Source organism: Nocardioides agariphilus, assembly GCF_015352445.1.
Classification (GTDB): Bacteria; Actinomycetota; Actinomycetes; order Propionibacteriales; family Nocardioidaceae; genus Nocardioides; species Nocardioides agariphilus.
This window is the reverse complement of the sequence record NZ_JADKPO010000012.1, coordinates 17,160-29,182: the sequence shown is the minus strand read 5'-3', so window position 1 is coordinate 29,182 and position 12,023 is coordinate 17,160. Positions and strand designations below refer to the sequence as shown.

Below are 12,023 nucleotides of genomic sequence, written 5' to 3'. Positions count from 1 at the left end.
CTGAAACTCTCGGGCCCGACCCCCGGCTGTCTTTTCGCCGGAGCTCGGGGGCTACGGGGTTGCTAACCCCGCTGACAGCCTACGCGTTCCCCGTTGCGAGAAACGTCGGTCCGCTGACAGCGAACAAAGTCGGGTCGCGATGACACATCGGGCCGGCTCGACCCGTCGTGAGGGGTGAGGATGATCGACCGTCGTGGAGCCGGCCCAGCGACTGGACGCCTTCACCCGGAACGGACGGACACCACATGACGAACACGGGGTCCCGGTCGGGACCCCGTGTTCGTCGGTGGATCAGTGAGCAGCTTCGAACGCAGCGCGTACGTCGGCCGGGATCCGGCCTCGGTCGGGAACGTCGTGGCCGTTGGAACGGGCCCAGTCGCGGACCTCGCGGGCACTCGGGCCCAGGTTGGTGGTCGTGGCCTTGCGGCCGCCGCGGCGACCGCCCGTCGAACGACCGGCGGCCACATAGGCGGCCAGAGCGTCGCGCAGCTTGGCGGCGTTCTTGTCGTTCAGGTCGATCTCATAGGTCTTTCCGTCGAGCCCGAAGGAAACGGTCTCGGTGGCGGCACTGCCGTCAAGATCGTCTTCGAGGACGATGTGGACCTTTTGCGCCATGCGTGGAGCTCCCTCAATATGTCTGGATTGGCAGATTGGTCCCCGTAAACGAGAACATTAGCCCGGTCCTGGTCAATTCCGCCAACTCCCTCGGCCGTTTCCTGCATGAATTCAGGCGTTTCGGCGAAACACCAGTTCGAGTCCGCGAATGGTCAACCAGTTGTCGTTTTCGGTGAAGCACCTGCACTCCTCGACGACCACGGGTGCGAGGTAACCGGTGGCAATGACGGTCACGTCAGCCGGCCTTTCGCCGAGCTCCTCGATCATCCGCGCGACGATGCCCTCGACCTGGCTGGCGACACCGAAGAGCATTCCGGACTGCAGGGCTTCGACAGTGTTCTTGGCAATGACGGACCGGGGCCGGACGAGCTCGACCATCCGCAGCTGGGCACCTTGGCGAGCCAGCGCGTCGAGCGAGATCTCGATTCCGGGCGCGATGGCCCCACCGACGTACTGGCCGTTGCGGTTGACGACATCGAATGTCGTCGCCGTGCCACCGAAATCCACCACGATTGCGGGACCGCCGTACGTCGTGAGCGCCGCGAGCGCGTTGACAATGCGGTCGCTGCCGACCTCACGTGGATTGTCGGTCAGCACGGGGATACCGGTGCGCACCCCCGATTGCACGATGACATGCGGGATGTCGGAGAAATGGCTGGCCAACATCGTGCGCCATTCGGCGAGCACGGTCGGCACGGTCGCGCAGACAGCGATGCCATCGACATCGGCGAGCGTCTCGCCGAGCAGACCGCGCAACAACACCGCCCATTCGTCCGCGGTGCGATGAGCCGCGGTCGCAATGCGCCAGTCGTGGCTGACATCGCCGTCGGCTACCAGCCCCAGCACCGTGTAGCTGTTACCGATGTCGGCGGCCAGCAGGGTCATCAGAGATCCTGCAGATCCATGCCGATGTCGAAGACCGTGACCGAATGGGTCAGCGCACCGACCGAGATGAAGTCGACGCCCGTGACGGCCACCTCCCGGGCGCGCTCGAGGGTCAGTCCGCCGGACGCCTCCAGGCTCGCGCGCCCGGCCGTGATCCGCACGGCCTCGGCCATCGTCGCAGAGTCCATGTTGTCGAGCAGGATCCGATCGCATCCGGCGTCGAGGAGGTCACGTAGCTGGTCGAGATCGGTCACCTCGACCTCGACGGGGATGTCGGGATAGGCGGCACGCACGGCGTGGAAGGCCGGCACCACCCCACCCGCCGCGACGACGTGGTTGTCCTTGACCATCGCCATGTCACCCAGCGAGAACCTGTGGTTGACCCCGCCGCCGCACCGCACGGCGTACTTCTGCAGTGCGCGGAGTCCGGGCAGCGTCTTGCGGGTGTCGAGCACGCGGGCACGGGTGCCCTCCAGCGCCTCGACCCACAAGGCGGTCGCGGTCGCGACTCCGGAGAGGTGGCAGGCCAGGTTGAGCGCGGTGCGCTCGGCGGTCAGCAGGCCGCGGGTCGGACCGGCGACTCGCATCACCACTTCTCCCGCGGCGACGCGGCTGCCGTCGGCGACACGGTGCTCGACGGTCAGGTCGTCGCCCACGACCACGCGGAGAGCCAGCTCGGCGACTCCGAGGCCGGCGACGACACCGGCGCTGCGGGCGCCGAAGTCGGCGACCGCACGCGCCCCGGCTGCGATGGTGGCCTCACTCGTGACGTCGACGCCGGTCGGCAGGTCCTCCTCGAGCGCCTCGACCACGTGGCGGTAGACGTCGCCGGCGTCGAGACCGGCCGAGCCGAGCTCAGCTCGCAGCGAGACCGGGAGGTCCTCGAAGTCGATCATGTCGCCGCCAGGGAGGGGTCTGTCTGCGGTGCCGGCTGGAACCCGACCTCCACCCGGCCCCGCACCAGGACCGAGTCGAGGTGGCCGGCGAAGTGCTCGTCGTCGCGCTCGGGGAAGTCGTCGCGCCAGTGCGAGCCCCGGGTCTCCTCGCGCAGCGCGGCGGCCTGGCACATCGCGATGCTGATCGTCAGGAGGTTGGTCAGCTCCCAGGCGGCCTGGTCGGCCTGGTCGGTGGTGTGCGCGGCCAGCTCCTCGAGGCGCTCGCCGGCCTCGGCCAGCCCGGCGGCGGAGCGCAGCACGCCCACGCGCTCGGTCATCAGGGCCTCGAGCGAGTCGCGCAGGTCGCCGCTGACCAGCCCCGGCGTACGGCGGTCGGGGGCCGGGATCCGTTGCACCGGCAGCTCATCGGGCAGAACGTCGGAGATGCGCCGGGAGAACACCAGACCCTCGAGCAGCGAGTTGGACGCCAGCCGGTTGGCGCCGTGTACGCCCGAGCAGGCGACCTCGCCGGTCGCGTAGAGCCCAGGCACCGACGTACGTCCCCAGAGGTCCGTGGCCACGCCGCCCGAGGCGTAGTGGCAGGCCGGCGCGACCGGGATCAGGTCGGTGACGGGGTCGACGCCGTAGTGGCGGCAGGTGGCCAGGATGTTGGGGAACCGCTTCTCCCAGAAGTCCAGACCCAGGTGGCGCGCGTCGAGCCACATGTGCGGATGGCCGGTCTCGTGCATCCGCCGCGTGATCGCCTTGGCGACCACGTCACGAGGGGCGAGGTCGGCCAGCTCGTGGACGCCCTGCATGAAGCGGTTGCCCTCGAAGTCGACCAGGAAGCCGCCCTCGCCGCGCACCGCCTCGGAGATCAGCGGCTGCTGGCCGCGCGAGTCGGGCCCGAGGTACATCACGGTCGGGTGGAACTGCACGAACTCCAGGTCGCGTACGACGGCACCAGCGCGGAGTGCGAGTGCCGTGCCGTCGCCCGTGGCCACGGCTGGGTTGGTGGTCTGCGAGAACACCTGTCCGAGGCCGCCGCTGGCGAGCACCACAGCGCGGGCCTGGACCCCGCCGACGCCGTCGCGCTGGCCCTCGCCCATCACATGGAGGGTCAAGCCGGCGACCGCACCCTTGGCATCGAGGAGGAGGTCGACCGCCAGGGCATGCTCGATGACCTCGATCTCGGGCGCCGCCTGGACGGCCGCGATCAAGGCCCGCTGGATCTCGGCTCCCGTGGCGTCGCCGCCCGCGTGGGCGATGCGGTCGCGGCGATGGCCGCCCTCGCGGGTCAGGCTCAGGTCACCGGCGGAGTCGTGGTCGAAGTTGGTGCCGAGGCCGATCAGCTCACGTACGGCGGCCGGACCATCGGTGACCAGCACGCGTACGGCCTCCTCGTCGCACGCGCCGGCCCCCGCGACCAGGGTGTCGCGCTCGTGCTGCTCGGGGGTGTCGCCAGGTCCGAGTGCGGCCGCGATGCCACCCTGGGCCCACTGCGTCGACCCGGCGTTGAGCACGTCCTTGGTGACCACCAAGACCCTGCCCACCCGGTCCTTGAGCCGCAGCGCCGCCGTCAGCCCGGCGATGCCCGAGCCCACGACCACGACATCGCACGTCGTCGTCCACCCAGGTGCGGGAGCCAGCAGCCGGCCGGGAAGCATGACGAGAGGCTAGTGCCCGGTGTGGTGGACCGCCCGCGGGCGGGTAGTCCCGTGCGGTTGACGGGTACAAACGGCCTTTTGACCCGTCAACTGCACGGGACTACCCCGCCTGGGCGCCGAGGACGAGAGGCAGGTTGTCGATGAGGCGGGTGGTGCCGACCTTGGCGGCGACGAGGGCGCGGGCGTGGGTGCCGGCGTGGGTGCGGGGAGGTACGGCGGACTCGTCGGGCGCGAGCTCGGACAGGTCGGGGGCGCGGATCACGAGGTAGTCGAGGTCGACACCGGGTGAGCGACCGAGCTCCTCGTGAGCGGCGGCGAGGGCTGCGGCGTACCCGTCGGACGACGCTGCCTGGGCCGCGCGCAGGGCGCGGCTCAAGGCCGTCGCCGTGACGCGCTGCTCCTCGTCGAGGTAGCGGTTGCGACTCGAGAGGGCCAGTCCGTCCGGCTCGCGCACGGTCTCGCCACCGAGCACCTCGACGCCGAGGCACAGGTCCTCGCTCATCCGGCGCACGAGCGTGAGCTGCTGGTAGTCCTTCTCGCCGAACACCGTCACGTCAGGGCGCACGAGGCCGAACAGCTTGGCGACGACGGTGAGCACGCCGGCGTAGTGCCCGGGGCGGGTCTTGCCCTCCAGCACCGAGCCGAGCGGCCCGGGATCGACGGTGACCTGAGGAGTGCCACCGGGGTAGACCTCCTCGACCGAGGGTGCGAACAACACGTCGACGCCTTCGCTCGCGCAGAGCTCGCGGTCGGTCTCGAACGTCCGCGGGTAGCGATCGAGGTCCTCAGCCGGACCGAACTGGAGCGGGTTCACGAACAGCGACACCACGAGTGGGGCATCCGCGCCGATCTCGGCCCGAGTACGGCGCATCAGGCTCGCGTGGCCCTCGTGCATCGCTCCCATCGTGCAGACCAGGCCGACCCGCTCGTCGCGGGCGCGGCGAGGAGCGAGCAGCGCGGACAGGTCGGCGCGGGTGCTCGCGAGCACCAGGGGCACAGGGGGGCTCAGATCCGGTCGTCGATCGACTGGCCGGGCTCGACCATGACGTCAACAGCCGCGAGCGCCTCGTCGAGCACCTGGCGAATCCGGTTGGCCCGGATCGGCAGCACCCGCCCGTCGGTGACGACCCGGTCGAGGGTGGCGCGTGCCATCGCCACGTAGGACGGCAGCGTGTGAGGGGCGTTGGCCGCGATCTCGCCCAGGTGGCCGCGCACCGTGCCGGCATCTCCTCGCACGATCGGACCGGTCAAGGCCGCGTCGCCGTGGGCCAGCGCGTTGTCGAGGGCCGCGTTGAGGAGCGGCCGCAACGTCGCCGCAGGGTCGTCGGCGCCGGCCGCGCCGAGCAGCTCCATCGCCTGTGAGACGAGCGTGACCAGGTGGTTGGCGCCGTGGGCCAGACCCGCGTGGTAGAGCGTGCGCCTGCTCTCGGGCACGAACATCGGCAGGCCGCCCAGGTCGCCGACGAGACTCTCGGCCAGCTCGCGCTCGGCCGGGCCTGTGGTCACGCCGAAGACACAACCGCGCAGGCGGGGCAGGTCGAGCTCGGTGCCGGTGAAGGTCATCGCTGGGTGCATCGCGATCGCTCGCGCCCCGACGGCGATGGCAGGTGTCAGCACCGCGAGGCCGTGACGGCCGCTGGTGTGGATGACCACCTGGCCCTTGCGGATCGCTCCGGCGGCGCTCAGCATCGTCGCGACGTTGTCGAGCATGTCGTCGGGAACGGTCAGCAGCACGGCGTCGGCCGCACGCGCGACGGCAGTGGGCTTGAGCACGGGTACGCCGGGCAGCAGGTCGGCGGCGCGCCGACGCGAGGCGTCGGACTCACCTGCGACGGCGACGATCTCGTGGCCCGCGCGGCGAAGACCGGCGGCCAGGACGGCGCCGACACGGCCGGCACCGATCACACCCACACGCATGGGGGTCATGGGTTTCCTCGAACCTCTCGTTTCGGTCCCGCCGCCCACGCTCCCCTCGGTTGTGGGGAGGCCGGTCAGGTACCAGACGATCGCTCTTGGTTGCTTGCAACACCGAGGGTACGGCGAGGCCTTCCGCGCGCATACCGGAACCGGGCGTGACGAAGGCCACGCCCGCACGATGAGGAGTGGGGACTCAGCCGACCGCGAGGGGCCGCGGCACCCGCGGCAGCCACTGCTTGGTCACGTAGTCGACGATGTGCCTACCATCCGGCGCGACGATGTCATGGACGCCGGTCGGGACGACTCCCTGCTTGAGGGAGTTGAACACCTCCCACTCGCGGCGCTTGCGCTTGTTGCGGTAGGACGTCGCGAACGACTCCGGGTCGGTCCAGTGGGCGAACTCGTCGCCGTCGAGGTACTTCAGCTCCACGCACAGCCCATGGGGCAGGCCGATCGAGCGGACGCCGACCGGCGTCGTACGGATCTCCCATTCGAAGGCCTTGGTGAACACGAACTCCGGACCGATCGGGTAGCCCCACTCCTCGGCGTTGCGCAGCCCGAGGTCGAGATAGCCGTGACGGTCGTCGGCGAGGTAGAGGCCGTGCCGCGGCACCCGCAGGATCGAGGGCACGTCGCCGACCTGCCAGCCGAAGTCGGCGATCGACACCTCGCCCTCGGTGGTCAGCACCATGTCGCCGTCCCACTTGTAGGAGTAGCGGGTGCGGACCTGCGCGAAGCACCAGTTGTAGAAGTAGGCCAGCGAGTGCACCGAGAGCTCGTGCTGGGCAAGGTGCTCGGCCCCGGCGCGCGCGACATCGAAGGGGTACGTCGTCTGGCGGAACTTGTGGGCCAGCCCTGTCGCGGCGACGGTCGAGGCCGCGACCTCCGGGGTGCTGTCGGTCGAGCCGTTGTCGACCAGCAGCACCTCGTCACAGGCCCGCAGCAACGGCGGCAGCACCCAGGGCAGGGAGGGCGCCTCGTTCTTGACCCGGAGCACGGCCGTCGTGCCGGGACGGAGCCGCCCGGGGCGGGCCCACGGCCAGACGATGTCGAAGTCGCCGTGGCCCTCGAGGTTGCGCAGTCCGTCGCCGGAGGCGGGGAAGCTCACCGCGTGCGTCCGAGCACCTTGCGCATGCCCCGGCGTACGCCGGGCGGGATCGCGGCGCGCAAGCCGTGCGGGATGCGGTCGGCGATGCCCCGTTGCCCGACACCAGCAGGAGCGTCGGCGACTCGGCCTCTCTTGAGCCGTTGCTCCGCCGCGACCACCGAGGACCGCGAGATCGCCTCCGCCTCGGCGTAGAGGTCGACGTAGGCCTCCCGCAGCTGGTCGAGGGTCGCGTGCACCTCGCCGGTGTCGCCACCGGGGTCGGCGAGCTTGTTGAGCTCGGCCCAGGTCTGCTCGGTCAGGTCGTGCAGCTTGGGCGGCAGCTGGAGGTCGGCCAGGCTCTGCGTCACGCGGCGGAGTCCGGGGTCGACGAAGCGGTGGCCGTCGCGGATCTGCTCACTCTTGGCGTGCAGGACGTTCTGCAGCTGGAGGTGCTCACCGACGTGGGACACGGTCTTGACCCAGTCGTCGAGCAGGTCGCCGTAGCGCACGAAGACGCGACCACCGTCGGCCACGGACCCGCGGGTGGCGCGCTCGGTGTGCAGGAGCATGTTGAGCCAGCTGGCCGCGAGGTGTGCTGAGCCCAGCCGGTTGGCGTAGTACTTCTGCTTGCTGCCGACGACCTCGGCAGGTGGACGCAGCATCGTGGCGAACACCGGGACGGCGCCGTCACGAATGGCCGCGACCCGCCAGAGTCCGAGGAACCAGGACAGGCGCGGGTCCTTGACGACCAGCTCGTTGCCCTCGCAGAAGTGTCCGGCAAGCCACTCCGCCGTGAGGATCCGCTCGGGCTCGCGCGTCGCGATGCGACCGGCCTCGAACCACGCCTCGGGACGGGCGTCGCTGACCTGGACCCCGGCCTCCTTGAGCAACCGGTCGTGGTGCTCAACGACCCAGGCCGGCTCGCCGAACCCCTTGGGGTTGGTCTCGTCGGCGGCCACCTCGGGCTGGGGGACGTGCAGCCCCAGCAGCTGCATCAGCCCGGCCAGGGTGCTGGTGCCGCTGCGTCCGGCACCGGCGACGAACAGCACCTTGCGGGGGTAGTCGGCCGGGTCGAGATCGCCCGGCGCACTGCCACCCCGAGTGTCCTGGGGCGTGTCGGTGCTGGGGCTCGTCACGGCACGGAAGCCTAGCCGTTGACGCTCGATAGCCTCGCTTCGTGACGTTCCTGCGCCGACGACCGCGCGAGCTGCCGAGGGTCTCGGTCGTAGTGCCGGCGTACGGCGTGGAGGACTACCTCGCCGAGTCCCTCGACAGCGTGCTCGCCCAGCAGGGCGTGGACCTCGAGGTGGTCGTGGTCGACGACGGATCGCCGGACCGCTCGGGCGAGATCGCCGACGCCTACGCTGCGCGCGACGACCGCGTCCGGGTGCTGCACGTGACCAATGGCGGCCTGGGTGCGGCGCGCAACGTCGGCACCGAGCTGGTGACCGGCGACTACCTGGCGTTCCTCGACTCCGACGACGTACTTCCGTCAGAAGCCCTGTCCACACTGGCCTCCTCGCTCGTCGCGTCCGGCTCCGACTTCGTGACGGGGTCGATCGTGCGCTGGGAGGACGGCCGGCTCGACGAGCCCCCGTGGATGCGCCGGCTGCACCGCGAGCGTCGTACGCGCATCGAGGCCCGCGAGCACCCGGAGGTTCTCGGCGACGTGTTCGCCTGGAACAAGCTGTACAGACTGTCGTTCTGGCGACAGCAGGGCCTCGAGTGGCCCGAGGGCGTGAGGTACGAGGACCAGCCGACCACCACGCGCGCCTACCTCGCCGGCACCTTCGACGTGATCTCAGAGGTGGTCTACCACTGGCGGATCCGCCGCGACGGCACGTCGATCACCCAGCAGCGCGCGTCTCTCGCCGACCTCTCGGACCGACTACTGACCAAGCGGATGGCACTGGACGCCGTGCAGGAGTACGACGACCCGGGCACCTCGGCGTACTTCGTCGACCGCGTGATGGCCGGGGACCTGCACCGCTACTTCGTCGAGATCCCCGACGCGTCCGACGAGTGGTGGCTGCTGCTGCGACAGGGAATCGGTGACCTCTGGGGCGAGCACTCCCTCGTGCACAGCGGGCTGCTTCCCGTCCATCGCCTCGTCGGCTGGCTGGTCGAACAGGACCGCCGTGAAGACGCCGCATCGGTGGTGCGCTGGCTCGCCTCCCTGGGCGGCGCTGCTCCTCGTGCGGGCGACCGGCTCGCCGTACCTCCCGAGGTCCTCGACACGGCCACCGTCGACCCGGCGGCCCTGACGCTGCGTGACCACGAGCTCTCCTGACGCTGGTTGAGGAGGGCGCGCTAGCGCCCGTCTCGAAACCCGGTGAGTCTGATCGGCCGCAGGTTTCGAGACGGTTGCCGCGCAACCTCCTCAACCAACGGTTTCGGCTAACGTCTGGCTGGTGACGCTCTCGGCCGACGCGGCTCCCTCGGTGGCCCAGTGCTACGTCGACAACTCCTGGATCTGCGGGCAGTACTGGTCCGACTACCGGCCCGAGCTCACCGACGCGACCATCGAGCACCTCTGGATCACCGTGGTGTCGGTGCTCGTCGGGCTGGCGATCGCGGTGCCGCTGGCGTTGATCGCCCGTCGCAACCCGACCATCGAGTCGATCGTGGTGGGCAGCACCACGATCATCTACACGATCCCGTCGCTGGCGTTGTTCTCCCTGCTCCTGCCGTTCACGGGCCTCTCCCCGACGACGGTGATCATCGGCCTGGCGCTCTACTCCCTGACGATCCTCGTGCGCAACGTGCTGGCAGGTCTTCGTGCCGTCCCGGCAGACGTCGTCGAGTCGGCGCGCGGTGTGGGCTACTCCAACACCCGGCTGCTCACCCGAGTGGAGCTGCCGCTCGCCCTGCCGGTGATCATGGCGGGGCTGCGCGTGGCCACCGTCTCCACGGTCGCTCTGGCCACGATCGGCGCGATCGTGTCCTACGGCGGGCTCGGCAACCTCCTGCTGCAAGCGGTGGGCAACCAGTTCAAGGCGCAGATCTTCGCTGCGAGCGTGCTGTGCATCCTGCTGGCTGTCGCACTCGACCTCGTGCTCGTCGTCGCCCAACGACTCCTGACCCCCTGGACCCGCCATGCTCGGTGACGCACTCGCCTACCTCTTCGACGCTGACAACTGGTCCGGGCCGGCCGGCATCGGCACGTTCGCGATCCAGCAGTTGCTGCTGACGATCACGGCGCTCGCCGCCGCCATGCTTCTCGGGCTCCCGCTGGCGCTGTGGGCCGGCCACCGGCACCGCTACGGGTTCTTGGCCATCAACGTCTCCAACGTGGGCCGCGCGGTGCCGGTGTTCGCGGTGCTCCTGGTGCTCTCCCTCGGACCGGTCGGCTCCGAGACGTTCGGGCCCTACGGCCGCGCCGGCCTGGCGACCCTGATCTCGCTGGTGCTGTTCGCCCTGCCGCCCCTGATCACCAACGCCCACGTCGGCATCACCGAGGTCGACCGCGACATCGTCGAAGCTTCCCGCGGCATGGGGATGAGCGAGGGCAAGGTGTTCTCCTCGGTCGAGCTCCCCCTCGCGATGCCCGTGATCATGACCGGCGTGCGCCTGGCGCTCGTGCAGGTCTGGGCCACCGCGACCATCGCTGCCCTGGTCGCCGGCCCCGGCCTGGGCCGCATCATCACCCGCGGTTTCGCCAACCAGAGCACTTCGGTCGTGGTCGCAGGCGCCTTGCTCGTCGCGATCGGGGCACTGGTGCTCGAAGGGCTGATGGTCCTCGCCGAGCGCTACGCCGACCCGATGCGCAGGGCGAGGTCCGCACGCGGCAACGGGCCGACCACCGTTCGACCAGACGAATTGTTACCTGATGCAGTCGTCTGAATGAGTTTCGTCATCAAAGCGTCACTACGTGTTGTCGGTGGCACGGTCTAGGGTCTTCAGACGGGTACCGAGCGGTGCCCATCGGACACGCGTGGAGCTGGTCTCCACGGGACACAGAAGGTGGTGCACCACCGTGCATAACTCTTCCGGGCGGCTTCTGCCTGGGCGCATGTCTCGCGCCCTTGGCCTCGCTGCAGCATCACTCCTCCTGCTCGCGACTGCCGCGTGCGGCGGGGACTCCCTCGAGAGCTCGGGCAGCGACAACGGCGGTGACACCGGCAACGCCGACAAGGGCAGCGTGGTCGTCGGCGGTCAGGACTTCACCGAGAGCCAGGTGCTGGCCGCGATCTACGCCAAGATCCTCGAGAACGAGGGCTACTCCGTCGAGACCAAGCTGGTGACCACCCGCGACGTCTACCTGCCCGAGCTGAGCAACGGCGGGGTCGACATCGTCCCCGACTACCTGGCCGGCATCACCGACTACCTCAACACCGAGAAGAACGGCGCCGACGCGCCCCTGGTGTCGAGCAACGACGCCGACGCGACCCTCGAGGCGCTCAAGCCGCTGGCCGAGGAGAAGGGCATCTCGATCCTGCCGCCCTCCGACGCCACCGACCAGAACGCGTTCTTCGTGACCAAGGAGTTCGCCGAGGCCAACTCGCTGACGACGCTGTCCGACTTCGCCGGCCTCGGCAAGCCGATCAAGCTGGGCGCTCCGCCCGACTGCGAGGGCCGTGCCGACTGCGAGGGCGGTCTGACCGAGACCTACGGGTTCACGATCTCCGAGATCGTGCCGCTCGACTTCGGCAGCGCCCAGGTCAAGGACGCCGTCACCAAGGGCGAGGTCGACATGGGTGAGACCGGCACCACCGACGGCAGCCTCTCCGGCATGGGCCTGGTGCTGCTCGAGGACGACAAGGGCATCCAGCCCGCCCAGAACCTCACGCCGGCGGTCAACGCCGACTTCCTGGCGGCCAACCCCGACCTCGAAGACGTCTTCAACGCGCTGTCGGCAGCGCTGACCACCGATGACCTCGCCGCGATGAACCTCGCCGTCGACGTCGAGCGGCAAAAGCCCGAAGACGTGGCCGCGAAGTTCCTCTCCGACAAGGGCCTGCTCTGACATCGACCGAG

The 12,023-nt window shown here is 69.9% G+C and carries 12 protein-coding genes; 4 read left to right on the top strand and 8 right to left on the bottom strand.

All coding sequences use genetic code 11. The annotated features are described in order from the left end of the window. Nucleotides 1-291: 291 nt before the first annotated feature. The 8 genes from ISU10_RS10455 to ISU10_RS10420 form a co-directional block, all read right to left on the bottom strand. Nucleotides 292-615 carry a histone-like nucleoid-structuring protein Lsr2 gene (locus tag ISU10_RS10455; RefSeq protein WP_194696342.1) on the bottom strand — a complete coding sequence of 108 codons (324 nt, stop codon included), beginning with the start codon at nucleotides 613-615 and terminating at the stop codon, nucleotides 292-294. 111 nt (nucleotides 616-726) lie between these two features. Further along, on the bottom strand, nucleotides 727-1,500 hold the full coding sequence (locus ISU10_RS10450) for a type III pantothenate kinase (protein ID WP_194696341.1): 774 nt from the start codon (nucleotides 1,498-1,500) through the stop codon (nucleotides 727-729). Next, the gene (gene nadC / locus ISU10_RS10445) at nucleotides 1,500-2,396 is read right to left on the bottom strand and encodes a carboxylating nicotinate-nucleotide diphosphorylase (protein WP_194696340.1); all 897 of its coding nucleotides are present in this window, start codon (nucleotides 2,394-2,396) and stop codon (nucleotides 1,500-1,502) included. The genes ISU10_RS10450 and nadC overlap by 1 nt, the downstream gene beginning before the upstream one ends. After that, nucleotides 2,393-4,042 carry an L-aspartate oxidase gene (locus ISU10_RS10440; protein WP_194696339.1) on the bottom strand — a complete coding sequence of 550 codons (1,650 nt, stop codon included), beginning with the start codon at nucleotides 4,040-4,042 and terminating at the stop codon, nucleotides 2,393-2,395. Before ISU10_RS10440 ends, nadC begins: the two co-directional genes overlap by 4 nt. Nucleotides 4,043-4,142: 100 nt before the next feature. Next, nucleotides 4,143-5,030: a pantoate--beta-alanine ligase gene (gene panC / locus ISU10_RS10435; protein WP_370865117.1), complete on the bottom strand. Its 888-nt coding sequence runs from the start codon at nucleotides 5,028-5,030 to the stop codon at nucleotides 4,143-4,145. 17 nt (nucleotides 5,031-5,047) lie between these two features. Continuing rightward, nucleotides 5,048-5,968: a Rossmann-like and DUF2520 domain-containing protein gene (locus tag ISU10_RS10430; RefSeq protein WP_194696337.1), complete on the bottom strand. Its 921-nt coding sequence runs from the start codon at nucleotides 5,966-5,968 to the stop codon at nucleotides 5,048-5,050. Nucleotides 5,969-6,152: 184 nt separating this feature from the next. Continuing rightward, nucleotides 6,153-7,067: a glycosyltransferase gene (locus ISU10_RS10425; RefSeq protein WP_194696336.1), complete on the bottom strand. Its 915-nt coding sequence runs from the start codon at nucleotides 7,065-7,067 to the stop codon at nucleotides 6,153-6,155. After that, nucleotides 7,064-8,182, bottom strand: coding sequence for a sulfotransferase family protein (locus ISU10_RS10420; RefSeq protein ID WP_370865114.1), 1,119 nt, complete (start codon nucleotides 8,180-8,182; stop codon nucleotides 7,064-7,066). Before ISU10_RS10420 ends, ISU10_RS10425 begins: the two co-directional genes overlap by 4 nt. Nucleotides 8,183-8,223: 41 nt before the next feature. Between ISU10_RS10420 and ISU10_RS10415 the strand changes: the two genes are divergently transcribed. From ISU10_RS10415 to ISU10_RS10400, 4 genes are all read left to right on the top strand, one after another. Beyond that, nucleotides 8,224-9,336: a glycosyltransferase family 2 protein gene (locus ISU10_RS10415; RefSeq protein WP_370865113.1), complete on the top strand. Its 1,113-nt coding sequence runs from the start codon at nucleotides 8,224-8,226 to the stop codon at nucleotides 9,334-9,336. 121 nt (nucleotides 9,337-9,457) lie between these two features. Beyond that, nucleotides 9,458-10,153 carry an ABC transporter permease gene (locus ISU10_RS10410; protein WP_370865111.1) on the top strand — a complete coding sequence of 232 codons (696 nt, stop codon included), beginning with the start codon at nucleotides 9,458-9,460 and terminating at the stop codon, nucleotides 10,151-10,153. Beyond that, on the top strand, nucleotides 10,143-10,889 hold the full coding sequence (locus ISU10_RS10405; RefSeq protein ID WP_194696335.1) for an ABC transporter permease: 747 nt from the start codon (nucleotides 10,143-10,145) through the stop codon (nucleotides 10,887-10,889). The genes ISU10_RS10410 and ISU10_RS10405 overlap by 11 nt, the downstream gene beginning before the upstream one ends. Before the next feature lie 169 nt (nucleotides 10,890-11,058). Next, nucleotides 11,059-12,012: an ABC transporter substrate-binding protein gene (locus tag ISU10_RS10400; protein ID WP_194696334.1), complete on the top strand. Its 954-nt coding sequence runs from the start codon at nucleotides 11,059-11,061 to the stop codon at nucleotides 12,010-12,012. Nucleotides 12,013-12,023: the final 11 nt, after the last annotated feature.